Genomic DNA, 26,301 nt, shown 5'->3' on the forward strand with positions numbered 1-26,301 from the left:
TTAGGAGCGGAACCGGTGGCCGGAAGACCCGGCCACGCGGCGTACCAATTATTCCGCTTCCGCGGTCAGCGTCTTGGCCTGGGCAACCCAGGCATCGGCGCGGCTCGGAAGACCAACCTCTTCACCGATCTTGTGCGCGGTATCGTGGTCGAGCTCGGCAAGCTGCCAGTAGTGGAAGATGCCGAGGTCGTTGAGCTTCTTCTCGATCGCACCCGATACGCCGGTGAGCTTCTTGAGGTTGTCGGCGGTGCCACGCGGACCGGCCAGACCCTGGAAGCCGGTCGGCTGCGCAGCTGCCGGAATTTCCTCGCGGGCCGGCTGAACGGCGGCGCCAATGTCGATGCCGTGGTCGCCCTGCGCGCGCGAGATGCCGTCGATGGCGGCGCGGGCAATCAGGTCGCAATACAGCGAAATGGCGCGGCCGGCGTCGTCATTGCCCGGCACCACGAAGGTGATGCCCTTGGGGTCGGAATTGGTGTCGACGATCGCGGCAACGGGAATGTTCAGCCGCTGCGCTTCCTGGATCGCGATGTCTTCCTTGTTGGTGTCGATCACGAAGATCATGTCGGGAAGACCGCCCATGTCCTTGATGCCGCCGAGCGAGCGGTCGAGCTTGTCGCGCTCGCGCTGCAGGGTCAGCCGCTCCTTCTTGGTGTAGGAGTTGGCTTCGCCGGACGAGAGCACCTCATCGAGATGACGCAGGCGCTTGATCGAGCCCGAAATCGTTTTCCAGTTGGTCAGCGTGCCGCCGAGCCAGCGCGAATTGACGAAATACTGCGCGGAGCGCTTCGCAGCCTCGGCAACACCGTCCTGCGCCTGGCGCTTGGTGCCGACGAACAGGATGCGGCCGCCCTTGGCGACGGTGTCGGATACCGCCTGCAGCGCGCGATGCAGCATCGGCACGGTCTGGGCGAGATCGATGATGTGGATGTTGTTGCGGGCGCCGAAAATGAACTCCGCCATTTTCGGATTCCAGCGGTGCGATTGGTGGCCAAAGTGCACGCCAGCTTCAAGCAGCTGACGCATAGAAAAATCGGGTAGCGACATAGTGATGATTCTCCGGTTGGTTCCTCCGGAAACGTGTGAGCAAACGAGCCTTATGGCCCGGCTGCCACCGGACGGCCTTTTGAGCCATGTTTCCGTGTGAGATGGCGCGCTGTATAGCCGGATTCCAACCAGAAGCAAGGAAATAAGGCCGGATTTTCGGCCTTCCAGATCACCGATTCAGGGCCGCTCGGGCCAGATCCGGAGATCTGGCCCGTTAACAATCAGCACCGAGCACCCGGAGGGCATTTCCGGGCGGCGGCCGCCGGAGCCGGCGCCGGACGCGGCGGAGGCGCAGCCATCCGAGCCTGCGGCGGTGGCGCGGCCATGCGAGGGGGTGGCGGGGGCGGCGCGGCCATACGCGGTGGCGGTGGTGCCGCCATCCTTGGTGGAGGCGACGGCGCAGCCATCCTGGCTGGGGGCGGCGCGGCCATTCGCGGCGGTGGAGCCGTTATACGGGGCGGTGGTGGGGACGGTGAAGCCACGCGGGCGGCGGGCGGCGGTGTAGGCCTTGCCACGTTTGCCGCGGAAGGCGGCGGCGCTCGCCGAAGTTCGGGCTGCAACTGGGGTTTCGGAGCTACAGCCGCGGCCGGCCTCCGAGGCGCGGCGGTGGTGCTGGGTGCAAGGCCGGAAACGCCCGGTTTCGGCGGAACAACCGGAACTGTGGGGGCCGTGGCCCCGATGGCGGGCCTGGCGCCAGTAGCAGCCGGAGCCACCGATCCCGGCGGCGTCGCGCGCGGCGCAGGCCTCGCGTTCGGATTGACGGCGGCACTCGGGGCCGGCGGCGCGCCCTTGGCGCCGGGAACCGGCAGGGCATTGGTCCTCGGCAAGGGCTGTGTCGTCGTCAGCCCGGCCGGCGCATTCACCGGTTGCCTCGCATTCGGCACCCCGGTCTGCCCCGCTCCGGGCAAACCAGCTCTCGCGGCGGGATTGATCGTGGCGCTCGGCGGTACCGGCGCTTTGCCCTGCTGGATCAGCGTAGCCCGCTGCGCCACGGCAGGCGGCAGCCCAGGCGCAGCGCCACCCCGCCCCGGCGCAACCGTTCCGGCCGGTAAGCCCGCGGCTCCGACAGGCCTGGCGCCAGGTCCGGCCGCGGGCGCAGCCGGCGGCCGGTTGATCACGTTGTTGATGACGGTCGTGTTGTGGATGTTGGCAAAGATGATGTTGTTCGGCGGCGGCGCCACATAGCGCGGAGGCCGCACATAGACCGGTATCGGCACAAAGATCGGCTGCGGCAGGATGAACAGCCCGATCGGTGGCGGCGGCGGTTCCAGCACCACGAAATCGTCCGGCGGCGGCGGCAGGTAATAGACCGGCGCCGGTGGCGGCGGGACAAAATCGAACTCGGGATCGCCGAAGGCCAGCACGGGACGATCGACATAGATGAACTCTTCCGGCGGCGGCGGCGGCACGTCGTAGTCGATGACGTCAAATGTCGGCGGCGGCTCGATCGGCGCGGTGAGAATGGCGAGACGACGGCGCGCATCGGCCGCATGAGGCCCGTTCGGGTAGCGCCGCAGATACGACCAATAGGCGTTCGGGGTATCGGCGCGGTAAGTGCGGCGCCACGTGATGGCTTCGCGCCGCGCCGCCGCGATCGCCCTCACCCGCTTGGCCATCGGATCGTCGGGATAAGCGCCGAGAAAATCCTCATAGCCCTGCAGCGTGTCGCGCTCCAGCACCTGCGCGTAGGCGTCCTGCACACCGAGTTCGCGGATCGGCTTGCTGCGGACGGCGGCGACCTGATCCGCCGACGGCTGCGCCGGCGCATCCGGTGCGCGCTCGAAGAACGTGAAGGCCGCGTCGACCTTCTGGCTGTCCCAAGGCACCTGCGCGCCCTTGCTGGCTTCGTTCACGCGAAGCCGCAGGCGATTGAAGACTTCCGGCAGCGGCAAGCCGCCGGTCCGGATCATCTCGGCCAGCGACTGGGCGTAGATGCCATACGGCCCCTGCTCGGCCGGCGCCACGGTTCCGGGCGCGGCGTTGAACGCGATCAGCATATGCGGGTCCGCCTCGACCAGCGCGAGACCGCTTGCGATCTGGCCGCTGACGAACGGCTGCTGCCGCGCCGCGTCCAGCACGACAATTCCGGCCTTCAGCGGCAGCGAGGCGAGTTGACGGATGTAGTCACCGGTCCGCAGCGCCTCGATCGGAACGTCGGAATCGCGGTTGATCGCGGAATCGACCGGCACGAAATAGTTCTCGCCAGCCAATTGCAGCCCGTAACCGGCCAGATACACCATCGCGACCGTGTCCGGCCCCGAGCTTTCGGCTTTCTGGATGAAGTCGCGAAAACTCTTGCGCAGTGTGTCGCCATCGAGATCGCGGGCGCCGATCACGTCGAAGCCGGCCGCCTGCAAGGTCTGCGCGATCAAGCCGGCATCGTTTGCCGCCGTCGCCAGCGGCGATTTCGCATAGGCGGCGTTGCCGACCACCAGCGCGATGCGCTTTTCCGGCTGCTGCGCGGCGGCGGTGTTCAAATGTCCAGCCAGTCCGGACATCACGACCAGACACATCGAGAAGATCGACAAACTTCTTGCTAACCGCATGGTTTCCACCCTGTCGCCGCCCAAGCGCCGCATGGAACGCGCGTTAAGATGAACATGTCTTGAACAATTGCGCTCTCAGCAAGGCATTGCGCGGTCAAATCGCGCCTTGTGTCCCCGCTCCGCCCGGTTCCTGCACCGAAATTCACATTGTCGCGGTCGCCTGGCGGGCGTATCCTCTTGTCTTAATCGTGTTCGCCCGCATCGTGAGGCGACTGCGCGAGTTCCTCCCGGTGTGCGGATTGCCCAGCAATGGAGGAACTGCCATGACCGTTTCCCCGACCTTGCAAAAATATCTGGATCAGAGCGTCACTTACGACCTGATCCCCCACGCCCCTACCATGTCATCGACGCGCACAGCCGAGGCTTGCCACGTGCCGGGCGAGGCGCTGGCCAAGGCCGTCGTGCTGCGCCGTGACGGCGGTTACATGATGGCCGTTCTTCCGGCCTCCCATCACCTGCATCTGTCGGCGCTGAAAAGTCAGCTCGGCCACAAGGTTGATCTGGCGAGCGAAGAAGAAATCGAGCGCCTGTTCGAGGACTGTGACCGCGGGGCCGTACCGCCGCTCGGTGAATGCTACGGGCTGGACGTTATCATCGACGACAGCATCGATGCGCAGCGGCACGTCTATATGGAAAGCGGCGATCACGCCACGCTGATCCGCATGGAAGGCGAGCAATTCGCGCGACTGACGGCGAAGGCCTGGCGCGGCCACTTCAGCACGCACGATTGAAGCCGCTCGATCCCGTCGGCGGCCCGCGTCGATTTCGACGCGGGCGTTATTGCTCGTTAGCGCGAGGGCTGCCGCGCGTCAGTGATGGGCCGCAACGCTCTTCACGTACTCGGACACCAAATCACCTGATGTAGCATGGCTAGAATGGCTGATGTCACCCAGGCTGATCATGCCGACCATCCGCTTGCTCTTGTTGATCACCGGTAACCTGCGGACCTTCAGCGTCTCCATGTGATGCACCGCTTTCGCAAGATCATCGTCCTCCCGGCAGCAGTGGATGCCGTCGGTCATGACGTCGCGCGCCTTGGCGCGGCTGGCATCGAAACCGTTGCCAGCAAGCCCTTTGCAGACGATGTCGCGATCGGTCACCATTCCGACCAGCTTGTCGTCCTCTCCGATCGGAATGCAGCCGATATCGTGCGCTCGCATCAGTTTGGCGATTTCAGTGATGGGCGTGTCGGGGCTGACCCAGTCGACGCCCTTGTGCATTGCGTCTTTGACTTTCATGGCGGATCTCCGTTGCTGCGATTTCAGGTGGAATTCACGTGATGCAGAACAGTTCCCCCTTTGGCGCGATTATACGACGGATCGGGCACGACGGCATCGCAAAAAAGCAATGATAATTTCTTGAAATTGGCGTTGGCGTCGTTGCGCGCGGCTTGAAGCGGCCCGCGCGCAACGCTGTCGCAAGTCAGAACAGATCAGAAGAAACCAAGCTTCTTCGGGCTGTAGCTGACCAGGAGGTTCTTGGTCTGCTGGTAATGATCCAGCATCATCTTGTGGGTCTCCCGGCCGACACCCGATTGCTTGTAACCGCCGAACGCGGCGTGCGCCGGATAGGCATGGTAGCAATTGGTCCAGACCCGACCCGCCTGGATGGCGCGGCCGAAGCGGTACAGCCGGCTCGCATCCCGGCTCCAGATACCGGCGCCGAGGCCGTAGAGCGTGTCGTTGGCGATCGAGAGCGCCTCGTCGTCATCCTTGAAGGTTGTGACCGAAACCACGGGCCCGAAAATCTCCTCCTGGAACACCCGCATCTTGTTGTTGCCCCGGAACACCGTCGGCTTGACGTAGAAGCCGCCGGAAAGGTCGCCCGGCAGTTCGTTGCGCGCGCCGCCGGTCAGCACCTGCGCGCCCTCCTCGCGGCCGATGTCGATATAGGACAGGATCTTCTGCATCTGCTCGGAGGACGCCTGCGCGCCGATCATGGTGGCCGGATCGAGCGGATCGCCCTGGACGATAGCCTCGACGCGTTTCAAGGCCCGTTCCATGAAGCGGTCGAAGATCTTTTCGTGGATCAGTGCGCGGCTCGGACAGGTGCAGACCTCGCCCTGGTTGAACGCGAACATGACGAAGCCTTCGATCGCCTTGTCGAAGAAATCGTCATCCTCGGCCAAGACGTCATCGAAGAAGATGTTGGGCGACTTGCCGCCGAGTTCGAGCGTCACCGGAATCAGGTTCTGGCTGGCATACTGCATGATCAGCCGGCCCGTCGACGTCTCGCCGGTGAAGGCGATCTTGGAAATGCGCGGCGATGAGGCCAGAGGCTTGCCGGCCTCGAGGCCAAAGCCGTTGACGATATTCAGCACGCCCGGCGGCAAAAGGTCGCCGATCAGGCCTGCCCACACCATGATCGCCGCCGGGGTCTGTTCGGCCGGTTTCAGCACGACGCAGTTTCCGGCGGCCAGCGCCGGCGCCAGCTTCCAGCACGCCATCAGCAGCGGAAAGTTCCACGGAATGATCTGGCCGACGACGCCGAGCGGCTCGTGGAAATGATAGGCGACGGTGTCGTGGTCGATTTCGGAAAGGCCGCCTTCCTGGGCGCGGATGGCGCCGGCGAAGTAGCGGAAATGATCGATGGCGAGCGGCACGTCGGCCGCGGTGGTCTCGCGGATCGGCTTGCCGTTGTCCCAGGTCTCGGCGAGCGCGAGCAAGTCGAGGTTTTCCTCCATGCGGTCGGCGATGCGGTTCAGGATCAGCGCGCGCTCGGCGACGCTGGTGCGGCCCCAGGCTTCCTTGGCGGCGTGGGCGGCGTCGAGCGCGTCTTCGATGTCGTTGGCATCGGAGCGCGCGATCTCGCAAAGCAGCCGGCCGTTCACCGGCGAGAAATTCTCGAAATAGCGGCCCGAGCGCGGCTCGGCCCATTTTCCGTTGATGTAGTTCCCGTATCGCCTTTCGAACGGGGCCTTCGCAGTTCGTGAAAATTCGACCTTGTTCATGGCTGTTCCTCGCTATGGCGTCGCTGGATGCGGCGCTCGGGAAAACCATGGCGAAGGCGGGCTTTACTGTCTGCCCGTCGAATCCTGATCGCGGGCGCGTGTGTCGCAGAACTGCGACAGTGGATCGGACAAACCGTCAATGCGCGCGATTGAGCTCCAGGCGCCGCAGCTTTCGGTGCAGCGTGGCGCGGCTGATGCCCAGCGCCTCGGCTGCGGCCGAAACGTTGCCGTCGCTGCGCGCCAGAGCCCGTTGGACGGCTGCCCGCTCGGCCTGGTCGAGATCTCGCGCCGGGCTGGACGCGCCGCCGAGCAGATCCGCCGCCGGCAACGGCTTCTTGAGAAAATTCCGCGTCACGCCAAGCGCCACGCGCGCCGACCGCGTCGCGCCGATGACGAGGTCGTCGGCATCGACCGCGATGAACCCGCCGCCGCCACGGTTAATATCGGGCGCGAACAGAAAGCGAGCGTTCGGAAACGCGAGCCGGAAGTTCTCCATCTCGATCCGGCGGGCGGCATCGCCGACGGCGACCGCAATGAGATTGACGAAACCTTCCGTGAGGTCGGCGCGGCAAGATGATACGTCGAGGGCTGCGGCCAGCCTGCCCTCGTGATCGTAGATCGGCGCCGACGTGCAGCTCAGAAGCGTGTTGCGCGCGTAGAAATGCTGGTCGCGATGGACGGTGAGCGCGCGTTGCTCGGCCAGACACGTTCCGATGCCGTTGGTGCCCTCGCACTCCTCGCTCCAGACCGTTGCGGTCCACAAGCCCCACGCCTTGAACGTCTCGTTATCGGACGCGGCGCCACGCCGGTCGACCGGCACGCCGTTGCGGTCGGCCAGCAGCACGCAGCAGCCGACGCCGCCGACCGCGAGAAACAGCCGGTCGAGGTTGGATTGCGCGGCCCGGAGCAGCGGCTCGATTTGCTGCCGCGCCAATTCGAATTCGGCCTGGCTCAACCGGCGCGGCAGGTTGCATTCGGCGGGGTCGAGGCGATGAAAATTGGATGACCGGCGCCAGGACGCGACGACGGCGGATGTTGCGGCCGAGCCACGCGCGACCGTCGCCTGCACCTGATCGGCATGGTGTTTGGTGGTCTGCGCCACGCTCATTCCTCCCGCGCAGCAAGATATTCGGCCCGGGGCGGTGGGCGAATTGATCCAGATCAAGCGCGCGCGACGTTACCTCGCCCCGCTTCCCCGTCTCAAGCCGGCAACGAAATGATGCTGACATGTTTTGGCAGCATGCCCTGATAGACTTTAGTCGGCTTGGTAACGGGACGGATCAATGTCGCGCGCGCAGCGCCTGCTCGATCTCATTCAGCTTTTGCGTGGCTATCGGCGTCCGGTCAGCGGCGCGGTACTGGCCGAGGCGCTCGGGATTTCGCTGCGCACGCTCTACCGCGACATCGAAACACTCAATGCGCAGGGCGCGCGGATCGATGCCGAGGCGGCGATACGTCGGGCCTCCTGATCGGGCCGGGAAAAGCATCGCCACCGGCGATGCCGAACTGCCGGTCATTCGCCAGGCGATCCGGACCGAGCGCAAGTTGCGCATCTTCTATCAGGACGGCAGCGGACGCAGTTCAAAGCGCAACATCTGGCCTTTTGCGCTGGGCTTTTTCGAACGGGAGCTCGGCGGCCCTTCGGGTTTCCGCAGCGCCGCACTCCCTGGCTTGCGGACTAATCTGCCAATTGCAGCTCCGCGAGCATCGTTCTCGCGGCCGGCTCGTCCATCGGAATAAATTCGCCCGGCCCGAGATTATCGCTTCCGGACGTTGCGACAGCCGCAACCGCCACGCCGGCCAATCCCCCGACCAGTGACATTCCCGACACCGCATCATGCCTCGCGCTCGACTTGACGAGAAAGAAATAGGTACGGCCAGGCGCCGTGGTGAAGTCACGCCTGGTCTCGCCCGGAAACAGCGTTTCGCTCGCGACAAGCTGATGCGGACCTGCCGGGAGATCGGCATAGGCGTAGGTGCCTACCAGCACCTTGCCCATCGGCCTGCCATCCACCCTCACCTCACAGGCACAAATGGCCATGGATAGCCCGTCGCGCTTTTTTTGAAGCACCACCACTCGGGACTGCCCCGGTTTCGGCGGCCCGATCTTTTGCGAGATCGCCGCATAGTCGGTTCCGACCTTGGCTGTCATGCAGCCCGACAACAGCAACGCACCCGACAGCAACGCAATTCCACGCCCCAACATAACGCCCCCAAAACTTTCCCCTGAAAGGGCATAGCCGGGAACACGGTGAGGTTGCAATAGAACTTCGTTTGGTTTGGAGGCTCAGATGAATTGGAGCGGCACCAGAGAACCGCGAGGGAACGGATGACGGCGAGAATTTGCAGCTTCTTCCCTGGCGTGACCACGCCCAACACTGTGCTGGGCGCGGCGGCGCGCGCGTCGCGCCCCGTCCAGTCTGGTCAACTCAACAGCTCAACCTTGCCGGTTGCAAGCCGGTAGATGCCGCCGACCACTTTGAGCTTGTTCTGCTCGACGGCTGCGTTGAGGATCGGTGCGGCCGATTTCAGCTTAGCGACGTTATCAATCACGTTCTGGCGGATGGCGTTGTCGAGCGCATTTCCGCTCTGCTGTGCTGACGCCTTCACCGAGGGCGCAATCGCGGCCACGAGAGACGGAATGTGTCCCGGCGGCGGCTTGTTGTCCTTCAGAGATTTGATCGTCGCGTCGACCGCACCGCAATTGTCGTGACCAAGCACCAGGATCAGCGGCGTGCCAAGCACGGCGACGGTGTATTCCATGCTGGCAACCGTATCATCATTAGCGAAATTGCCGGCCACGCGGCAGACGAACAAGTCACCGCGAGCGCTATCGAAGGCATATTCGGGCGCTATGCGCGAATCCGCACAGCTCAGAACGGCCGCGTAAGGGTTCTGACCTCCAACCAATACTTCCCTTTCATGCTTGAAGTCGTGACGCCGCGATGTGCCGTCAACATAGCGCGCATTTCCTTCCATCAATTTCTTGAGGGCGGCATCCGGCGACAACACGTTCTGCGGCTTAGGAGGGGTCTTCGTATCCTTGGCGTTAGCTGCGTCGGCGAGCATCAGCCCAAGCGCCGAGGCCGCGAAAAGAACTACGGAACGCCGCGAGGGCGCCGTCGGATGAAGCTGATTTGAGACGCATTTTTCGCACATTGCACTTTTCCTTTGCGGCTTGCGGCGTCCGTGTCGCCGACGCCTGATCCGACACAACGGCTATGATTGCGCGGCGAAACTTTCAGGTTGGTTAAGCTTTGGCTCTATAGGCCGCCGTAACAGACGCGAGGAATCCCGCGCACGATCAACGATTGGCGGAGGCGAATTCTCTGCCCGACTTCGCGAAGATGTTGGCGTGCGCCATATCCAGGCGTTGGTTATAGCGTCTGCACGTCGACCACGCCGGCGACTGCCTTGATCGCGCCGGCGATCTGCGGCGAGACCTTGAAGCGGCCCGGCAGTTTCATTTCCACCTCGGTCTGCAGGTCGAGCATCATGACCACCGAGACGTCGCCATCGGCGCCGCCCGATGGCGCGGGCGCAGGCTTTGCCGGCAAGCCTTTGGCCGGACCGTTTGGCGCTGATGCTTCCGGCATGTTGAGCCGCCGCGCGATCGAATCCAGCGGTTTGGTGTCGCGAACGAAGATGCGCAGGCCCTTTTGGGTTTTGGCCGCTGCATCATCCAGCGGCTCGGCATGCAGCACCCGCGCTCGCACGTCCTCGCCCTGCAACTCCGCGCCGAGCTGCAGCAATACGGCAGCCCCCGGCTCCAGCACGTCGCGGTATTGCGCGAGCCCCTCCGAAAACAGCACCGCCTCGAAATGGCCGGTCGGGTCGGATAGCCCCATGATGCCCATCTTGTTGCCGGTCTTGGTGCGCCGTTCCATCCGCGACACGACAGTGGCCGCGACCTTGCCCGCGGTCGCGCCGGTCTTGACGGCGCGCGAGAATTCCGCCCAGGACTGCACCCGCAGCCGCTTCAACACGGTCGCATAGTCGTCGAGCGGATGGCCGGACAGGAAAAAACCGACGGCGTCGTATTCACGGCGGAGTTTTTCGGCCGGCAGCCAGGGCTCGATCTGCGGCAGCATGATGGTCGGCGCGTCGGCAGCATTGCCGAACATGTCGTTCTGACCGATCGTTGCCGCCTCATGGCTGCGCTGGCAGGCGGCGAGAACGGCATCGGCGCCGGCAAAGACACGGGCGCGGTTGGATTCGAGCGTGTCGAATGCGCCGGCCGCGGCCAGGCTTTCGATGATGCGCTTGTTGATCGCGCGCGGATTGACCCGCGCCGCAAAGTCCGCGAGCGAGGTGAAGGCGCCCTTCTTGCGCTCCTCCACGATCTGCTCGACCGCCTGGATGCCGACACCCTTCAGCGCGGCCAGCGCATAATAGATCGTGTTCTCGCCGACCTCGAAGGTGGCGCCCGAACGGTTGATATTCGGCGCCTCGACCTTGATGCCGAGCCGCTGCGCCTCGGCGCGAAATTCCGACAGCTTGTCGGTGTTGTTGAGTTCGAGCGTCATCGACGCCGCCAGGAACTCCACCGGGTAATGCGCCTTCATATAGGCGGTGTGATAGGACACCAGCGCGTAAGCCGCAGCGTGGCTCTTGTTGAAGCCGTAGTCGGCGAATTTTGCGAGCAGTTCGAAGATCGTATCGGCCTGCCCCTTCGGCACGCCGTTCTTGACCGCGCCGGCGACGAAGATCGCGCGCTGCTTTTCCATCTCGGCGCGGATCTTCTTGCCCATCGCGCGGCGCAGCAGGTCGGCGTCGCCGAGCGAATAGCCGGCCATCACCTGCGCGATCTGCATCACCTGTTCCTGATAGATGATGACGCCGAACGTCTCCTTCAGGATCGGCTCCAGGATCGGATGCAGATATTCCGGCTCCTCATCGCCGTGCTTGCGCGCGCAATAGGTCGGGATGTTGGCCATCGGACCCGGGCGATACAGCGCCACCAGCGCGATGATGTCCTCGAAGCGGTCGGGGCGCATGTCGATCAGCGCCCGCCGCATACCCTGGCTTTCCACCTGGAACACGCCGACCACATCGCCCCGCGCCAGCATCTGGTAACTCGGCGCATCGTCGATCGGCAGCGTCGGCAGATCGACCTGGATGTCGCGCTGCCTGAGCAGCTTTACCGCGACGTCGAGCACGGTAAGCGTCTTCAGGCCGAGGAAGTCGAACTTCACGAGCCCCGCCGGCTCGACCCATTTCATGTTGAACTGGGTCACCGGCATGTCGGATTTGGGATCGCGGTAGAGCGGCACCAGTTCGCTCAACGGGCGATCGCCGATCACGATGCCGGCGGCGTGGGTCGAGGCGTGGCGCGTCAGCCCTTCGAGGCGCTGGGCGATGTCGAAGGCGCGCGCCACCACCGGATCCTCGTCGCGGAACGCCTGCAGCTTCGGTTCACTCTCGATCGCCTGCGCCAGCGTCACCGGCGCAGCCGGATTTTGCGGCACCAGTTTGGTCAGTTTATCGACCTGCCCGTACGGCATCTGCAGCACGCGGCCGACGTCGCGCAGCACGCCGCGCGCCTGAAGGGTGCCGAAGGTGATGATCTGCGCTACCTGATCGCGGCCGTAGCGCTCCTGCACGTAGTCGATCACCTCGCCTCGGCGGTCTTGGCAGAAGTCGATGTCGAAGTCCGGCATCGACACGCGTTCGGGGTTGAGGAAGCGCTCGAACAGCAGGCCGAAGCGGATCGGATCGAGATCGGTGATGGTCAGCGAATAGGCGACCAGCGAACCGGCGCCGGAGCCGCGGCCCGGACCGACCGGAATGTCGTGGGCCTTGGCCCATTTGATGAAGTCCGAGACGATCAGGAAATAGCCCGCATAGTTCATGCGGTTGATCACGTCGATCTCGAAGGCGAGACGCTTTTGGTATTCCTCTTCCGTGGTGCCGGGCGACAGGCCGTGAACCTGCAGGCGCCTTGCGAGCCCCTCCTCGGCCTGGCGCTTCAGCTCCGCCGCCTCCTCAGCTGCCGCATCGGAGCCTGAGCCGGCGCCGACCGTGAATCGCGGCAGAATCGGCTTTCGCGTCTTCGGGCGAAACGAACAGCGCTCCGCAATCTCGACCGTGGAGGCCAGCGCCTCCGGAATATCGGCGAACAGCACCGCCATCTCGGCGCGGGTCTTGAAGCGGTGATCGGGCGTGAGTTGGTCGCGATCGGTCTCGGCGATCAGCTTGCCGCCGGCAATGCACAACAGCGCATCGTGGGCTTCGTAATCGTCATTCGATGCGAAATACGGCTCGTTGGTCGCGACCAGCGGCAATCCCTTGGCATAGGCGAGATCGATCAGGCCGGTCTCGACGCGGCGCTCCTTGTCGATGCCGTGGCGCTGCAATTCGACATAGAGGCGATCGCCGAACAGATTCGCCAGCCGGTCGCAACGCCCTGCCGCGAGCGCGGTGTGATCGGCATGCAGCGCCAGCGAGATCGGGCCGTCGGGGCCGCCGGTCAGCGCGATCAAATCCTCGGCATCGCCTTCCAGCCATTCGAGCTTGATATGCGGGGATTGATGCACCGGCGTCTCCAGAAACGCCCGCGAGTTCAGCCGCATCAGGCTGCGGTAGCCGCGCTCCCGCGCCGCCAGCAGCACGATTCGCGACGGCACTGCTGCCATCGCGTTGCGCGCGTTCGGGTCCTGGTCGCCGAAATCGACGGCGAGTTCGCAGCCGACGATCGGCTGGATGCCGTAGCCGGCCATCTTGTCGGAGAATTCCAGCGCCCCGAACATGTTGTCGGTGTCGGTCAGCGCCAGCGCGGGCTGGCGGTCGGCCTTCGCCAATTCGCCGAGCTTGGCGATCTTGATCGAGCCCTTCAGCAGCGAATACGCCGAATGAACGTGGAGATGAACGAATCCGGCACTGGACATGGTCGCTTAACGGGCTCTTGCATCATGATGGGGAGCGATCATCGGCCGCTGGTGCACGCCGACTCGCCGCCGCAATGGTGATGCCTTGGCCCTGCCGAGTCCACGCGGAACGCGCGATGCGCGCCCGCCATCCGGCTTTTCCCCAACCCGTCCGCGGAACGGCCTGGATCAGGTTTCCGATCCCGCCTCAAAGCTGCGGAATCACCTGCGCCCAGACCGCAATCATCGCGACAAACAGCGTAATCGACGCCAGCGCCGCCGCTTCTTCCACAAACATCCGCAACATCGTCCGACTCCCTACGATATGAGAACATATGAGGAACATTGTTCCTTTTTTGTTCCGGGAGTCAAGGGCCGGTAGTGGGGCAGTTTGAAGAATGACCCCGAAAGAAATCGCTTGGTTAATGGAGGTCGGTAAGATGGGACTGGAGCATCGGCGACCTGCCCTCCGCAACGTCGATGATCGACTTGGCGAGCTGGTTGGGGTCCCTTAGGGCGTTTTGGGTGGCTCGTCCTGCCGACTTTCTGTCTGTGGACGTTCAATAAGTTCGTATGAGGGAACGTGGGTGGCCTCCAACCACGATTCCAGCGCAGCGCCGCAGACTGCGCAGATCGCGTCACCCGTTTGCGGTACCAAGAACTTCTCTTCAGTGCGTCTGTACTCGGCGCCGCAATTGCATTGAACAATTGTCGCCATCCCCGAAATATGCGCCCGGAACCGCCCGTTTTCCAGCCCGGAATTTTTCCATAGCCAAACTGACGCACGACCCAAGGGCCTGCGGGCGGCTATTTTTGCGGACAATCGCGATCGCTAAGCGGCTTCCCGCCCCCAACAAAAAGCCCCGGGACATGCCCGGGGCTTTCGTTGTTAGCAAGGTCGCTGCGAGATCAGTACTTCGCGATGACCGGGCCGCCGAACTTGTAGTTCAGGCGGGCGGTGACGAGATCGACGTCCTGACGGACGCGCTCGGCGCTGAAGAAACCGCCGCCCGGCGCGGTGAAGGTGTAGGTACGGTCCTGCATGAACAGGTGATTGTACTCTACGCCAACCGACCAGTTCGGGGCGAAGGCGTATTCGAGGCCGGCGCCAATCGTGCCGCCCCAGCGGGTGTCGTCGCCGGTGACGCCAGCGAGCGCGCCTCCAACGGTGTTGATGCGGTAGCTGTTCGAGGTCACGGCAGCACCGCCCTTGACGTAGAGCAGGACGTTGTTGACGGCATAGCCGACCTGACCGGTGAACAGGCCGAACGCATCGACGTTCGTGTGGTTGCGGAAGCCGGGGAACACCAGGCTCGTGTTGCTGCCCGAGAAGTCCGCCCAGTTGCCCTGGGCTTCAAGGCCGAACACCCAGGTGCCAGCCTGCCAGCGGTAGCCGACCTGACCGCCGACGGTGCCGCCGGTCGCGTCATGAGAGCCCTCGGGGCCAACCAAAATGTTCGGCGCAACCGAATCCCAGGAGTTGCGGCTCGAACCCCAGCCGCCGTTCGCACCGATGTAGAACCCGGTCCAGTCATACACAGCAGCGACCATCGGGGGCGCCTTGGTGTAAGGACGCGCAGCGAGATCCGCAGCAACAGCCGGCGCAGCCGCGCCGAGCGCGATCAGACTGGCCGTAACAAGCAAAAGCTTCTTCATTCTTTTTATTCCCGTTCCTTTTTGACAGCCCCCAAGGCCGTGGCATGCTCATAGCATTGTTCGCTTGATTTGCTGTAACCTCGCTGCAACAGCGCACACCAAATGGCCTCAGTGTGAACGTAAGTTAATGTTGTGCTGCAGGCGTTTTTTCGAAACTTTGCACCGGAACCCGCCGCAAAAAATGCACATTCAGCTTTGCGGCGGTATTACACGGCGGAACGGCTTGACGAGCGCGCGCCGGTGCGGCTTGTGTCGATGAAAAGGGAACCGGCAAAGCGCGGCACTACGATCAGGAGATTCGAAATGCATAAAGCGATTCTAGCCGTACTGGCCGCAACCGGATTGGCCGCACTTGGCGTCGCGCCTGCCGAAGCGGTCGGCACCCGATATCCGTTCTGCCTTCAGGGAGACGAGTATCCGGGGCTTAGCTACTGCACTTTCACAAGCTACGAGCAGTGCCAGGCGACCGCTTCGGGACGCTTTCTCTATTGCATCGCCAATCCTTATTATGTCGGCGAGAGCGAACCGCCGCCCTCCGCGTATCGCCCGCTGCGGGGCCGCGCGCTGCCGCCCGCCCCCGGCCCCGGCAGATACTGAGCGCCCACCGAGGGCGCATTGCGCCGCGCATCCGCACGCCGAAGCGACATCCAACGCGCGAACGTGATTTGACGCGGGCGTGGGTGGATCGTCTGCTTAGCCACCGAAGATTGCAGTTAGGATTCCTGGGGCTACCGGCGGAGGATGCATGCGAAGGGCGTGGCTGGCGCTGATGGCGGTCGGTGCGGTGTCGGCAGCGTTTGCGGTGCCGGCCGTGGCGCGCGAGTTTCCCTACTGCATCAAGGGCTGCGATTTCGGCGCCGGTGCCGGCGATTGCAGTTTTTCGTCGCTGCCGCAGTGCCAGGCGACCGCCTCCGGGCGAGATGCGAGTTGCGCTGCAAACCCCTATTTCAACGCCAAGGCGGACATGCAGACCGATCGCAGCCGCCAATCCCGAAGGAGATTCTGATGCGCATTCTGGCTTTGGCAATTTTGGCAATCGGAGCCGCCTCGGCGGCGGCACCGGCGCAGGCGCAGACTTACGATCCCCGCTATCCGGTGTGCCTGCATGTTTATGGCAGGGTCAGCTATTACGAATGTACCTATACCTCGCTGCCACAATGCAACATGTCAGCGTCGGGCCGCTCGGCGCAATGCGTGATCAATCCGTATTTCGCACATGCTCAAGACCCCTCGGCACGCCGCTACAAGCGCTACCGCAACGGCTACTGAGCGTCGGTCCATCTCTTTGATGTGAGCATGATCTCCGCGCAAACGCGTTTTCGCGTTTGTCGCGAGGGAAAACAGGATCCGCTTCCTTCGCGACAAACGCCAAGCATTTGCGCGGAGAGCATGCGCTACTCCAGTTCGACGACCCGGCCGTCGACCAGCGACACCCGCCGGTCCATCCGGCCGGCCAGTTCCATGTTATGGGTGGCGATCAGCATCGCGACCTGCGTCGCCTTCACGAGTTGCATCAGCGCATTGAAGACGTGATCGGCGGTGTGCGGATCGAGATTTCCGGTCGGCTCGTCGGCCAATAGCGCCCGCGGCGCATTGGCGACCGCGCGCGCGATGGCGACGCGCTGCTGTTCGCCGCCGGATAGCTCGGCCGGCCGGTGCGTGATGCGGTCGCCGAGGCCGAGATAGGCCAGAATCTCCTCCGAGCGCTTGATCGTCTCGGCGCGTTTGAGGCCGCAGATCATCTGCGGCAGCATCACGTTTTCGAGCGCGGTGAATTCCGGCAGCAGCCGATGCGACTGATAGACGAAGCCGATGTCGGAGCGCCGGATTTGGGTGCGATCGATGTCTGATAATTGCGAGGTCGGCGTGCCCGCGACATAGACCTCACCATCATCGGGGCTTTCGAGCAGGCCTGCGATGTGCAGCAATGTCGACTTGCCCGAACCCGACGGCGCCACCAGCGCCACCGACTGCCCGGCCCACAGCGCGAGCTTGGCGCCGTTGAGAATGGTCAACGTCGCCTCGCCCTGCCGGTACTCACGTTTTATCTCGTGGAGATAGATAACCGGTACGTCTTCTGCCTCCTCGGCCATCGCGTCCTCACTCGTACCGCAGCGCGTCGACGGGATCGAGGCGTGCGGCGCGCCAGGACGGATAGAGCGTCGCCAGGAACGACAGCGTCAGCGCCATGATCACGACCGCGGTCGTCTCGCCGAAATCGACCTCGGCCGGCAGCCGGGAGAGAAAGTAGAGTTCCGGCGAGAACAATTCGGTGTTGGTCATCCAGGACAGAAACTGCCGGATCGATTCGATATTCAGGCAGATCAGCATGCCGACGAAGAAGCCGGTCAGCGTGCCGACCACGCCGATCGCAGCGCCCGTGATCAGGAATATCCGCATGATCGAGCCCTGCGAGGCGCCCATGGTGCGCAGGATCGCGATGTCCTGCCCCTTGTCCTTGACCAGCATGATCAGGCCGGAAACGATGTTCAGCGCGGCAACCAGCACGATCATGGTCAGGATCAAAAACATCACGTTGCGCTCGACCTGAAGCGCGTTGAAGAAGGTCGAATTGCGCTGACGCCAGTCGACCAGGAACACCGGCCGCCCCGCGGCCTCCGTTACGCTCTTGCGGAACGCGTCGATTCGATCGGGGTTGGTGGTGAATACCTCGATCGCGGTCACGTCGTCCTTGCGGTTGAAATAGGCCTGCGATTCCGGCAGCGGCATGAACACGAAGCTGGCGTCATATTCCGACATGCCGATCTCGAACACGGCCGCCACCTTGTAAGGTTTGATGCGCGGCGTGGTTCCCATCGGGGTCACCGCGCCCTTGGGCGCGACCAGCGTGATGGTGTCGCCGGCATGCAGCGACAATTGATCGGCGAGCCGGCGTCCGATGATGACGCCCTGCCCCTCGTCAAACCCTTCCATCGTGCCTTGCTTGATGTTCTTGGCGATCGAGGTGAGGTTGTTCAGGTCCGCGGACCGCATGCCGCGCACCAGCACGCCGGCGGCGTTGAAGGCCGAGGACGCCAGCGCCTGACCGTCCACGACCGGCGCGGCAAGGCGGATGCCGTCGACCTGGCTGATGCGCTCGGCGACGTCCTGCCAGTCGGTCAGCGGCGATTCCAGCGGCTGCACCAGCAAATGCCCATTCAGCCCGAGGATCTTGTCCAGGAGTTCCTTGCGGAAGCCGTTCATTACAGCCATCACGATGATCAGCGTAGCGACGCCGAGCATGATGCCGAGGAACGAAAAGCCGGCGATGACCGAAATGAAGCCTTCCTTGCGACGCGCGCGCAGGTAACGTCCGGACAACAGCCATTCGAAGGGCGCAAAAGGCGGGGTTCGGGCTGTGTCGTTCATGGTCTCATCCATTACTCGATAATCCCATGATTCGGGCCAAATGTGGCCTTAATGGCCAACATTACAAGCGCGGTGGATATCTTATCCCGCTATCTTTGCCACCACTTCCGCCGGGCTGAGATTCTCGCGCGAACCGTCGCTGCGCCGCTTGATCTCGAGCTTGCCTTCGGCGAGGCCCTTCGGCCCGACCAGAATCTGCCAGGGGATACCAATCAGGTCAGCGGCCGCGAATTTCGCGCCGGCGCGCTGGTCGGTATCGTCATAGAGCACGTCGACGCCCTTGGCCTGAAGTTCCCGATAAAGCTTCTCGCAGGCGCCATCGACGGCCGCATCCCCCTGCTTCAGGTTCAGGATCACAGCCGTGAACGGCGCCACCGCCTCCGGCCATTTGATGCCGGCATCGTCGTGGCAGGCCTCGATGATGGCGCCAACCAGACGCGAGACGCCGACGCCGTAGGAGCCGCCATGGATCGGCACGTCGACGCCATCAGGGCCGGCGACCAACGCCTTCATTGCCTCAGAATATTTGGTGCCGAAATAGAAGATCTGGCCGACCTCGATGCCGCGCGTATTGACGCGCTTGTCGGCGGGCACTTCGCGTTCGTAACGCGCAGCATCATGGACGTCCTCGGTCGCGGCATAGACCGATGTCCATTGCTTGATGATGTCGGTGAGATTGCCGTCATAATCGACATCATCGGGCGGGATCGGCAGATTGAGCACGTCGCTGTTGCAGAACACGCCGGATTCGCCGGTTTCCGCGAGCACGATGAATTCGTGGCTGAGATCGCCGCCGATCGGGCCGGTCTCGGCGCGCATCGGAATCGCCTTCAATCCCATCCGCGCAAAAGTGCGCAGGTAAGCCACGAACATCCGGTTATAGGACCGGCGCGCCGCCGCCTCGTCGATGTCGAAGGAGTAAGCGTCCTTCATCAGGAATTCGCGGCCGCGCATCACGCCGAAACGCGGGCGCTGCTCGTCGCGGAACTTCCACTGGATGTGATAGAGATTGAGCGGCAGGCTCTTGTAGGATTTGACGTAAGCGCGAAAGATCTCGGTGATCATTTCCTCATTGGTCGGCCCGTACAGCAATTCGCGCTTGTGGCGATCGGCGATGCGCAGCATCTCCGGACCATAGGCGTCGTAGCGGCCGCTCTCGCGCCAGAGGTCGGCAAGCTGCAGCGTCGGCATCAACAGTTCCAGTGCACCGGCGCGGTCCTGTTCCTCGCGAACGATCCGCTCGATCTTCTTCAAAACCCGAAAGCCCAGCGGCAGCCAGGCGTAGATGCCGGCCGCTTCCTGCCGCATCATGCCCGCGCGCAACATCAGCCGATGCGAGACGATCTCCGCCTCTTTCGGGTTCTCTTTCAGGATGGGTAGAAAAAACCGCGACAACCGCATGGGACAACTCAAGGAATCAGTGGGATACCGGAAGAGGTGCAGTGAAACCGGATCGGGTGCGAAAATACAAGGCCGGGGCCGGTGAAAAGCGGCCGAAAAGGCGGATTTTCGGCCCGTTTTTGGACCTCGTGGTGCTCGTATCTTCACAACGGCGTCATACCCCCCGCGAAGGCGGGTAGCGGCAGTTCGCAGGATGGCTGGAGCGCAGCGATACTCATCGATGCCGGCAGCACGGGCTCGATCGATAATGGGTTTCGCTTCGAGCCACCGCACTGATGAGACCGATGACCGTCGATCCCCTCGGGCCCTGCCCAATCCAGACTGCGAAGAACGCCCCTCTCTTACTTCTTCATGCCGGAATGATCGTGCTTCATGTCCCCGCCCGCGGGCGCCTGCGCGCCAACGCCCTGCACGTCGAGCGACAGCGCGACCTTGCCCGCCTTCTCGAATTCGAGCGTGACCGGCACCTTGTCGCCCTGCTTGAAGGGCTGCTTGAGATCCATCAGCATCAGGTGGTAGCCACCCGGCGCCAGCTTGACGGTCTTGCCGGGCTCGATCACGAGGCTCTTGTCGAGCGGGCGCATGGTCATGACGCCATTGTTCATCGCCATCTCGTGAATTTCGACCTTGCCCGCGATATCGCCGGCCCCGCTGATCAGCCGGTCCGGCGCCGCGCCCTTGTTCTCGATCGTGAGAAAGCCACCCGCAATCTTCGCGCCGCCGGGCGTCGCCCGGCTCCAGGGCTGCGTGATGACGAGATCGCCGGCCTTGACTTCCTGGGCTGGCGCGGGCGCGCTCAGGAGTGCAAACAGGGTGGCGAGGGCGAAGAATTGCAGAACGGGTTTCATCGTATGTCTTTCGATTGATGAAGTATGGCCGGCACAGCGGACGACGGGCCCGCTGTTGCCTTAACTTGAGAACGCAACGTTAATATTCACAATATCGGGAGTATCTTTATTTGCTCGCGACTTTTTGCTGAACCAGCCATTTTTCGAGGTCCGGTATTTCGGCCGAGCCTTCGATCGTGGTGACCGTTCCGTCCCGCGCGATCAGCAGCGTGCGCGGGATATCACCTTGCCAGGCCGGGTCGATCTCGAATCGGAGGCGTTCGACGAAACCGTCGCTGAAAATCCAGTTCTCCGCCGCCCCCAGCCCGGCCTTCTCCAGCATCGCGCGCGTCGCAGCCGGAAGATTCGGGACGAGATCGGCGCTGATCGTCACCACGTCGAGTTCGGAATGGTCCTTCATGAATTGTCCGAGCAGCGGCAATTCGACCTTGCAAGGACCACAGGTGACGCCCCAGAAATGCACCAGCGTCGGACGCCCCTTGTGCGAACGCAGCATTTCCTGCCAGCTTCCCCGCACGAACGGCTTGAGTTCGGACGGCGTCTCGCCGGCCGGCGCGGCGGCGAGAGATGCAATGAGGAATATCGCGGCGAGCAGCAGTCGCTTCATGATCCGTCTCCGATTGGCAGAAGGCGATAGCCGTCGGCCTTGGTCATCCAGGAAAGGAAGGTCTTCTGTCCGTTGCTGACCAGCAGCGGGTGGTCGGACGTATCCGTCGTCGTGGCGATGGTGACCGGCGTTGACCAGCTCTTGCCCTCGTCATGCGAGGTCATCGCGTTGACCGAGGTCTTCTCGCCGTCGAACTCCTTCCAGACCATGGTGGCGCCGTGCGGGCCGGCAAGAACATACGGCCGCGTGGGGTTGCGGTCGGATCGGCCGAGCGGAAGCGGATCGGAGAACGTGCGGCCTTGGTCGTCCGAGCGGGCATAGAACAGCCCCTTGCGGACCTTGCCGTTGGTGTACCAGCTCACGTGATAGGTGCCTGCAGGCGAGATCGAAAGACTGGGCCCATGATGCGGGCAGGCCGAAATCTGCCAATCATCGTTGCTGACGCGGCGAACCTCGCTTGGCGTCGCCGGATCAGCGAATGTCATGACCGCGTGATCCCGCACGCCGCCTTCGAAGATGTTTCTGAACACCACCACGGGACGGCCGGAGCCTGCGAATGCCAGACCGAGCCGGCAGCATTCGCAGGTGTTGTCGCTCGCCAACTGCGCCTCGGAGTAAGTCGCGCCGCCGTCTTTCGATGACGCAAAGAACAGCCCTGCGCCTTCGTACTTCTTGCCCTCCTGCTGCGCGGGGACCCGGTTGCGCTTGTCGATCCAGGCCGCAAACACCGATCCGTCAGCATCGAGGCCGAGCGCCGCGAAACGCTGGCTCTCGTTGCTCGCTGTGATCGGCCGCAACTCGGCAAAGCTCTGGCCGCCATCGGCCGACCGGGTGGCAAGCACCTGGCCGTTGAACGCCTTGTCCCTGAAGATCGAAAACGCCAGCGCGATGCCGCCGTTTTTCTCGACGACGATCTGGGGACGCGCATCCGGGCCCCAATCGAGATTGAGCTTTTCCTTGGTCACCTGAACCGGCGCCGAAAAGCTGCGCCCCTCATCCTTCGAACTCGCCACCGATATCCGGCCGCCCGCCATCCAGGCGAGCCACAGCGTGCCATCTGAGGCGAAGGCCGGCGTCACTTTCGACGCACAGCGCAAGTCGACCTCCTCGCACGCCGCTTCCGAGGCATGCTGATGATGGTTCATTTGCGCATGCGCTGCGGTTTGGCAAAGCGAGAAAGCGAGCGTCGCGAGCAAACTCATTCGCAGCATGGCCTTACTCCTCCTGCAGTGTTGTCCGATCATTTGAACGCCAACTTCATTCCGGCGATGAACGCGCGCGGCGAACCGGCGTAGATCGAATTGGGCGTACCCGCCAGAGCGATCGCTCCGTCCTGGACTCCCGTAGCTTGCACCGTATTCGGAATATTGTTCGCCGAAGCTACATAGGTCCGGTCAAACACGTTTCTAACTTCAAAATAGACGTTCAGTGACTTGAAGTAGTCGGATTGGAGATCCGTCTTGTAGTGCACGTTGAGATTGACCAATTCGTAGCCGGGCGCCTTCAGCAAATTGGCGTTGTCCATGTAGAACGAGTCCTTCCACTGCACCTCGACGAACGCACCGAGACCTGCCAGGGGCCCCCACATCTGGTCATAGCCAAGCCGCGCCGTCAGCTCATGCGGCGAGATGCCGGGAATCTTGTTGCCTGCGCGATTGAAGCTGAAGACCGTCCCGGCCACGCCGGGGCTTCTGAGGTCTTCCGTATACTCGGTGTAAAATTGATCGAGATAGGTATACGCCGCCGTGAACCGCCAGCCCGGATAGAATTTCCAGTCAACGGCTAGCTCGACCCCGCGATGCTCGGACCGCGGCGCGTTGAATGTATAATTGACTCCTGATTTCTGCGTCGCCTGCGTAACCAGCTCGTTCCTGAAGAATTCGTAGAAGCCGGTCGCGCTGAATTTGAGCGCCTGGTTTGGAGTCCAATCGAAGCCGAGGTCGTAGCCCAAATTCTTCTGCGTCTGGAGTTGCGTGTTGTTGCCAGATGTACCGTCCGAAAGGACGAAGAGATTCCCTATCTGTGGCGTGCCATAACCGGTGGCGACACGCCCGCGGAACTGCCATTCACTGTTCGGCTTGTAGAGCAACGCGAACTCGGGCGCAGTATTCTGGAATTGCCGGTCGGCAAGTATCGGCACTCCAGGCGTCGCGATTGGGACATTGACCGTGTTGTAGAAGTAGGAGGTGCTGATCCCCTTCAGATGAGTGGCTTCCCATCCGATTCCGGCCACCGCCGTCAGGTCCGGCGTCAGCTTGAGTTCTTCGCGCGCGCGAACGCCATAGTTCGACGTATCGTTGAAAGCGTTGCTCGCCAGAAGACCGAGCCTCGCGTTGCCGCCCGGCATGACGTTGCGGTTGTCGCTTGACGCCGTCAGCGTGTTGTAGAATGCGCCGAAATACGTTGTCGATTCCAGCCCAAATATCTCACCGCGCTTGGTTACGTCGCTCATGTAGTTGTAGGACGGAAAATCGCCGATCGAGCTGGTTGCTCCCGTTGGCTGGCTGATGTTGCGATCGTCGAACACGAACTGGTTGCGCCAGGTCGTCGTATTGTCGAAATCATGCTCCCAGCGGCCGCCGACGATGGTGCGGCGATCCTCGCGGCCAAGTCCGGCCTGCACGGCGGTGACCGAACTCTTAAGACCGTTGAAGCCGTTGTTGAAGAGCGACACCGATCCGCAGCCCGTCACACCCGCCATGTCGCAGCCCTGTTGGAACGGGTTTTGATAGTACTGGTTGAGCGACAACCGGGTCGGAAGGCGGGTGTCGAGATTGTTGTTAATGAATTTGAGGGTAAAGCGATCGTCGGGTGTGGCCTGCAAGGTCCCCAAGAAGTTCACGGTCTGGGTATTGAACCAGCTATTCTGGATAAATCCGTCACCCCGCGCGTCGCTGGTAAACAGCGAGTACTCGAAATTGCCGACCTTCTTGCCTGCGGCGAGGTAGTTGTTGAGATAGCCAAAGCTGCCGCCCTCGACGCCGTACTCGACCCCATCGATGGTGCGGCCCGAGCGGGTGCGGAAATTGAGCGCGCCGCCGGTGGCGTAATTGCCGAACAGCGCTGACGACGGCCCCCGGATGACGTCGATCGCGCCATAGGCCTTGGGATCGATCAGGTCGCTGCGGGAAAGCCCGTCCGGCTGGGTGACCGGAAAACCGTCGTCGAAGATCACGAGGTTGCGGATACCAAAACCGTTGCGGGCGTTGGAGCCGCGGATCGAGATGCCGATGTCGCGGGGTCCATTGCCCTGCTTTACCGATATGCCGGGGCTCTCGCGCAGCACGTCGGCCACGGAGAACGCCGGCCGGTTGTCGAACTGGCTGCGATCGACGGTCGTCGCGATCTGGCCGTTGGGCGCCTGGTAAAGGAGCGCGCGCGCCACGCTCGGGGTGATGCCCGCTGTTAGTGACGCGGCAGGCGCGGGGTTGGCCGAAGACGGCCGCGCCTGCGTCCGGGCTGACGAGCGCACGGCCGGCTTTCGGGCCAGCGGTCTGGCCGCTGTGACGCGTGGCGCCTCGACGGTCACCGCCGGCAGCGCCGTTTGAGCGTCTGCGGTCGACGGCATGAGCGAGAGCGCGCTGCCGAGCACAGCTAAGCTCGCGCCACCCAAGGCATGATAACGATACATAAGATATTCCTGACGCCAGCTCTCTGGCCGGCTTGAATGACTGCACCAACCGGCACGGCTGTCGCCGCACCGATCATTGGGTGTTCCAGGTCGTCAGGAAATGGCGGGAGGGGCGCGCGCCTGCGCGTGCGAACCGGCGCGAGCGTTCGTCAGCCGGAAGGCAAAATCGAGCCAGGCCACCCGCTCGGCAACCCGATCGACGGCGACGGCCGCGATCTGCGGCACATCGACCGGTGCGCCGGTCTGCAGCACGCTGCAAACCGAACAGCACCCGTCATGGGCGCGGTGGCCGGTCTGATCGGTCTGCCCTGAACCGGGCGCCGCATTGCCGTGGCAGATGACGGCGCCGGCGAGCGGATCGGAGGCCGCGATGCTCACCGCCCAGCATGCGCCGATCGGTGCAAAAATCTGCACCACCAGGGCAATCAGGACTATGGGCAGAAATTTCTTCAGCCGTCGCATCGCAAACCATCCGACTCGGACCTAATCACCATGAGAGTCCGAAGTCGAGAACAGGTTCCCGGAACTATGTTGCAGCTTCAAGGAGTAAACTTGGCGGAAAGCGATGCATTTTACGCCGCGGGCAAGGCACCCTACCCTGATACCAAGCCTCGGGGGTATTGCAGGTAAATCCACAACCATCAGTAGCAACTTCCCAATCATTTCGCAGACTGCTGGAATTTTGAACTAACGTTGCCGAAAATGGTGACAAGACGAAAAAGATGGTCTACCAATTCGGGCTCAGGCTGGCCGAGAGGCTCAAGCTTGGTGGTCCAAGTCTCGGGAGGAGCCCTGACGCGCACAAGCAGCGTCGCCTCGACAATCAAGATCAAATCTAAGTTTTCGAGGAAATTAAGGGTCGACACAATTTTTGAGCAGGGCTCCGGGCCCTGCTCTTTTTTTCGAGTCTTGTTTCACGACTCTTTTCTTCCGACTCTTTCCAATCACATGGCCGCCTCATCCAATCCGATCGAGCGAAGTTTTGAAATCGCCGGCGCGCGTTGCGAAGATCTGACGCCGCTGGTCTATCGCCGACTGTTCGATGCGCACCCCGAGGCGCAAACGATGTTCCGCACCGAGGGCAGCGAACTCGTCAAGGGTTCGATGCTGGCGCTCACCATCGACGCGATCCTGGACTTTGCCGGAGCGCGCACCGGCCATTTCCGCCTGATCGAATGCGAAGTGGCTTCGCATGATGCTTACGGCACGCCCCGCACCTTGTTCGTCGCGTTCTTCGGCATCATCGCGCAGGCGCTGCGGGAAGTTTTGGCAGACGACTGGTCTGCCGAAATCGATGCGGCATGGCAGCAATTGCTCGGCGAGATCGAGCGCCTCGTTGCAGCGCAAGAGCGCCAGGATTCTCCGGATCGGGGATAACCG

General features: G+C 63.0%; 23 protein-coding genes. 6 read left to right on the plus strand and 17 right to left on the minus strand.

The window, feature by feature from the left end:
- Positions 1 to 48: 48 nt before the first annotated feature.
- Both V1293_RS06760 and V1293_RS06765 read right to left on the minus strand, forming a co-directional pair.
- Complete coding sequence (locus V1293_RS06760; protein WP_334507835.1) at positions 49 to 1,047, minus strand: 30S ribosomal protein S2; 999 nt, start codon at positions 1,045 to 1,047, stop codon at positions 49 to 51.
- 221 nt (positions 1,048 to 1,268) lie between these two features.
- Positions 1,269 to 3,593 (minus strand): caspase family protein, encoded by a 2,325-nt coding sequence (locus V1293_RS06765; RefSeq protein ID WP_334507837.1) that lies wholly within the window; start codon positions 3,591 to 3,593, stop codon positions 1,269 to 1,271.
- A 263-nt stretch (positions 3,594 to 3,856) separates the two neighbouring features.
- Here V1293_RS06765 and V1293_RS06770 point away from each other — a divergent pair, with 263 nt between their 5' ends.
- On the plus strand, positions 3,857 to 4,324 hold the full coding sequence (locus V1293_RS06770) for an aminoacyl-tRNA deacylase (RefSeq protein WP_334507839.1): 468 nt from the start codon (positions 3,857 to 3,859) through the stop codon (positions 4,322 to 4,324).
- Between the two features lie 78 nt (positions 4,325 to 4,402).
- Here V1293_RS06770 and V1293_RS06775 read toward each other — a convergent pair whose 3' ends face one another.
- The 3 genes from V1293_RS06775 to V1293_RS06785 all read right to left on the minus strand — a co-directional run bounded on the left by V1293_RS06775 (position 4,403) and on the right by V1293_RS06785 (position 7,651).
- A complete protein-coding gene (locus V1293_RS06775) occupies positions 4,403 to 4,831 on the minus strand; it encodes a CBS domain-containing protein (RefSeq protein WP_334507841.1) in 429 nt (142 codons plus the stop codon).
- A gap of 194 nt (positions 4,832 to 5,025) precedes the next feature.
- Positions 5,026 to 6,543, minus strand: coding sequence for an aldehyde dehydrogenase (adh, locus tag V1293_RS06780; protein ID WP_334507843.1), 1,518 nt, complete (start codon positions 6,541 to 6,543; stop codon positions 5,026 to 5,028).
- A 136-nt stretch (positions 6,544 to 6,679) separates the two neighbouring features.
- Complete coding sequence (locus V1293_RS06785) at positions 6,680 to 7,651, minus strand: helix-turn-helix domain-containing protein (RefSeq protein WP_442894215.1); 972 nt, start codon at positions 7,649 to 7,651, stop codon at positions 6,680 to 6,682.
- A 175-nt stretch (positions 7,652 to 7,826) separates the two neighbouring features.
- Between V1293_RS06785 and V1293_RS06790 the strand changes: the two genes are divergently transcribed.
- Positions 7,827 to 8,012 carry an HTH domain-containing protein gene (locus V1293_RS06790; RefSeq protein WP_334507847.1) on the plus strand — a complete coding sequence of 62 codons (186 nt, stop codon included), beginning with the start codon at positions 7,827 to 7,829 and terminating at the stop codon, positions 8,010 to 8,012.
- A 209-nt stretch (positions 8,013 to 8,221) separates the two neighbouring features.
- Here the strand turns inward: V1293_RS06790 and V1293_RS06795 are convergent, their stop codons facing one another.
- From V1293_RS06795 to V1293_RS06810, 4 genes are all read right to left on the minus strand, one after another.
- Positions 8,222 to 8,749 carry a DUF2846 domain-containing protein gene (locus tag V1293_RS06795; protein WP_334507849.1) on the minus strand — a complete coding sequence of 176 codons (528 nt, stop codon included), beginning with the start codon at positions 8,747 to 8,749 and terminating at the stop codon, positions 8,222 to 8,224.
- A 218-nt stretch (positions 8,750 to 8,967) separates the two neighbouring features.
- Positions 8,968 to 9,702, minus strand: coding sequence for a carbonic anhydrase (locus V1293_RS06800; RefSeq protein WP_334507851.1), 735 nt, complete (start codon positions 9,700 to 9,702; stop codon positions 8,968 to 8,970).
- A 218-nt stretch (positions 9,703 to 9,920) separates the two neighbouring features.
- Positions 9,921 to 13,430: a DNA polymerase III subunit alpha gene (dnaE, locus tag V1293_RS06805; RefSeq protein WP_334507853.1), complete on the minus strand. Its 3,510-nt coding sequence runs from the start codon at positions 13,428 to 13,430 to the stop codon at positions 9,921 to 9,923.
- A gap of 888 nt (positions 13,431 to 14,318) precedes the next feature.
- The gene (locus tag V1293_RS06810) at positions 14,319 to 15,065 is read right to left on the minus strand and encodes an outer membrane protein (RefSeq protein WP_334507855.1); all 747 of its coding nucleotides are present in this window, start codon (positions 15,063 to 15,065) and stop codon (positions 14,319 to 14,321) included.
- A gap of 303 nt (positions 15,066 to 15,368) precedes the next feature.
- Between V1293_RS06810 and V1293_RS06815 the strand changes: the two genes are divergently transcribed.
- From V1293_RS06815 to V1293_RS06825, 3 genes are all read left to right on the plus strand, one after another.
- The gene (locus V1293_RS06815) at positions 15,369 to 15,662 is read left to right on the plus strand and encodes a DUF3551 domain-containing protein (RefSeq protein WP_334507857.1); all 294 of its coding nucleotides are present in this window, start codon (positions 15,369 to 15,371) and stop codon (positions 15,660 to 15,662) included.
- A gap of 148 nt (positions 15,663 to 15,810) precedes the next feature.
- Entirely contained in the window at positions 15,811 to 16,071 is a 261-nt protein-coding gene (locus V1293_RS06820) for a DUF3551 domain-containing protein (RefSeq protein ID WP_334507859.1), read from the plus strand.
- Complete coding sequence (locus V1293_RS06825) at positions 16,071 to 16,334, plus strand: DUF3551 domain-containing protein (protein WP_334507861.1); 264 nt, start codon at positions 16,071 to 16,073, stop codon at positions 16,332 to 16,334. Before V1293_RS06820 ends, V1293_RS06825 begins: the two co-directional genes overlap by 1 nt.
- A gap of 125 nt (positions 16,335 to 16,459) precedes the next feature.
- Here V1293_RS06825 and V1293_RS06830 read toward each other — a convergent pair whose 3' ends face one another.
- From V1293_RS06830 to V1293_RS06865, 8 genes are all read right to left on the minus strand, one after another.
- Positions 16,460 to 17,158 carry an ABC transporter ATP-binding protein gene (locus V1293_RS06830; RefSeq protein WP_334507863.1) on the minus strand — a complete coding sequence of 233 codons (699 nt, stop codon included), beginning with the start codon at positions 17,156 to 17,158 and terminating at the stop codon, positions 16,460 to 16,462.
- Positions 17,159 to 17,165: 7 nt separating this feature from the next.
- Positions 17,166 to 18,446: a lipoprotein-releasing ABC transporter permease subunit gene (locus V1293_RS06835; protein WP_334507865.1), complete on the minus strand. Its 1,281-nt coding sequence runs from the start codon at positions 18,444 to 18,446 to the stop codon at positions 17,166 to 17,168.
- 69 nt (positions 18,447 to 18,515) lie between these two features.
- Entirely contained in the window at positions 18,516 to 19,835 is a 1,320-nt protein-coding gene (gene proS, locus V1293_RS06840) for a proline--tRNA ligase (RefSeq protein ID WP_334507867.1), read from the minus strand.
- Between the two features lie 341 nt (positions 19,836 to 20,176).
- On the minus strand, positions 20,177 to 20,683 hold the full coding sequence (locus V1293_RS06845; RefSeq protein ID WP_334507869.1) for a copper chaperone PCu(A)C: 507 nt from the start codon (positions 20,681 to 20,683) through the stop codon (positions 20,177 to 20,179).
- A gap of 106 nt (positions 20,684 to 20,789) precedes the next feature.
- Positions 20,790 to 21,290, minus strand: a complete 501-nt coding sequence (locus V1293_RS06850) for a TlpA family protein disulfide reductase (RefSeq protein ID WP_334507871.1) — start codon at positions 21,288 to 21,290, stop codon at positions 20,790 to 20,792.
- A complete protein-coding gene (locus V1293_RS06855; protein ID WP_334507873.1) occupies positions 21,287 to 22,501 on the minus strand; it encodes a sialidase family protein in 1,215 nt (404 codons plus the stop codon). The genes V1293_RS06850 and V1293_RS06855 overlap by 4 nt, the downstream gene beginning before the upstream one ends.
- A gap of 29 nt (positions 22,502 to 22,530) precedes the next feature.
- Positions 22,531 to 24,921 carry a TonB-dependent receptor family protein gene (locus V1293_RS06860; RefSeq protein ID WP_334507875.1) on the minus strand — a complete coding sequence of 797 codons (2,391 nt, stop codon included), beginning with the start codon at positions 24,919 to 24,921 and terminating at the stop codon, positions 22,531 to 22,533.
- Between the two features lie 93 nt (positions 24,922 to 25,014).
- The gene (locus V1293_RS06865) at positions 25,015 to 25,383 is read right to left on the minus strand and encodes a DUF2946 domain-containing protein (protein ID WP_334507877.1); all 369 of its coding nucleotides are present in this window, start codon (positions 25,381 to 25,383) and stop codon (positions 25,015 to 25,017) included.
- A 486-nt stretch (positions 25,384 to 25,869) separates the two neighbouring features.
- Between V1293_RS06865 and V1293_RS06870 the strand changes: the two genes are divergently transcribed.
- Positions 25,870 to 26,298 (plus strand): globin, encoded by a 429-nt coding sequence (locus tag V1293_RS06870; RefSeq protein WP_334516647.1) that lies wholly within the window; start codon positions 25,870 to 25,872, stop codon positions 26,296 to 26,298.
- The last annotated feature ends 3 nt before the right edge of the window (positions 26,299 to 26,301 follow it).

It is taken from the genome of Bradyrhizobium sp. AZCC 1693 (assembly GCF_036924745.1).
Taxonomy (GTDB): Bacteria; Pseudomonadota; Alphaproteobacteria; order Rhizobiales; family Xanthobacteraceae; genus Bradyrhizobium.

Excerpts from the sequence above, each read along its gene's own strand:
- V1293_RS06760 (WP_334507835.1), bottom strand. The coding sequence starts at position 1,047 with ATGTCGCTACCCGATTTTTCTATGCGTCAGCTGCTTGAAGCTGGCGTG.
- V1293_RS06765 (WP_334507837.1), bottom strand. The coding sequence starts at position 3,593 with ATGCGGTTAGCAAGAAGTTTGTCGATCTTCTCGATGTGTCTGGTCGTG.
- V1293_RS06770 (WP_334507839.1), top strand. The coding sequence starts at position 3,857 with ATGACCGTTTCCCCGACCTTGCAAAAATATCTGGATCAGAGCGTCACT.
- V1293_RS06775 (WP_334507841.1), bottom strand. The coding sequence starts at position 4,831 with ATGAAAGTCAAAGACGCAATGCACAAGGGCGTCGACTGGGTCAGCCCC.
- adh (WP_334507843.1), bottom strand. The coding sequence starts at position 6,543 with ATGAACAAGGTCGAATTTTCACGAACTGCGAAGGCCCCGTTCGAAAGG.
- V1293_RS06785 (WP_442894215.1), bottom strand. The coding sequence starts at position 7,651 with ATGAGCGTGGCGCAGACCACCAAACACCATGCCGATCAGGTGCAGGCG.
- V1293_RS06790 (WP_334507847.1), top strand. The coding sequence starts at position 7,827 with ATGTCGCGCGCGCAGCGCCTGCTCGATCTCATTCAGCTTTTGCGTGGC.
- V1293_RS06795 (WP_334507849.1), bottom strand. The coding sequence starts at position 8,749 with ATGTTGGGGCGTGGAATTGCGTTGCTGTCGGGTGCGTTGCTGTTGTCG.
- V1293_RS06800 (WP_334507851.1), bottom strand. The coding sequence starts at position 9,702 with ATGTGCGAAAAATGCGTCTCAAATCAGCTTCATCCGACGGCGCCCTCG.
- dnaE (WP_334507853.1), bottom strand. The coding sequence starts at position 13,430 with ATGTCCAGTGCCGGATTCGTTCATCTCCACGTTCATTCGGCGTATTCG.
- V1293_RS06810 (WP_334507855.1), bottom strand. The coding sequence starts at position 15,065 with ATGAAGAAGCTTTTGCTTGTTACGGCCAGTCTGATCGCGCTCGGCGCG.
- V1293_RS06815 (WP_334507857.1), top strand. The coding sequence starts at position 15,369 with ATGCATAAAGCGATTCTAGCCGTACTGGCCGCAACCGGATTGGCCGCA.
- V1293_RS06820 (WP_334507859.1), top strand. The coding sequence starts at position 15,811 with ATGCGAAGGGCGTGGCTGGCGCTGATGGCGGTCGGTGCGGTGTCGGCA.
- V1293_RS06825 (WP_334507861.1), top strand. The coding sequence starts at position 16,071 with ATGCGCATTCTGGCTTTGGCAATTTTGGCAATCGGAGCCGCCTCGGCG.
- V1293_RS06830 (WP_334507863.1), bottom strand. The coding sequence starts at position 17,158 with ATGGCCGAGGAGGCAGAAGACGTACCGGTTATCTATCTCCACGAGATA.
- V1293_RS06835 (WP_334507865.1), bottom strand. The coding sequence starts at position 18,446 with ATGGATGAGACCATGAACGACACAGCCCGAACCCCGCCTTTTGCGCCC.
- proS (WP_334507867.1), bottom strand. The coding sequence starts at position 19,835 with ATGCGGTTGTCGCGGTTTTTTCTACCCATCCTGAAAGAGAACCCGAAA.
- V1293_RS06845 (WP_334507869.1), bottom strand. The coding sequence starts at position 20,683 with ATGAAACCCGTTCTGCAATTCTTCGCCCTCGCCACCCTGTTTGCACTC.
- V1293_RS06850 (WP_334507871.1), bottom strand. The coding sequence starts at position 21,290 with ATGAAGCGACTGCTGCTCGCCGCGATATTCCTCATTGCATCTCTCGCC.
- V1293_RS06855 (WP_334507873.1), bottom strand. The coding sequence starts at position 22,501 with ATGCTGCGAATGAGTTTGCTCGCGACGCTCGCTTTCTCGCTTTGCCAA.
- V1293_RS06860 (WP_334507875.1), bottom strand. The coding sequence starts at position 24,921 with ATGTATCGTTATCATGCCTTGGGTGGCGCGAGCTTAGCTGTGCTCGGC.
- V1293_RS06865 (WP_334507877.1), bottom strand. The coding sequence starts at position 25,383 with ATGCGACGGCTGAAGAAATTTCTGCCCATAGTCCTGATTGCCCTGGTG.
- V1293_RS06870 (WP_334516647.1), top strand. The coding sequence starts at position 25,870 with ATGGCCGCCTCATCCAATCCGATCGAGCGAAGTTTTGAAATCGCCGGC.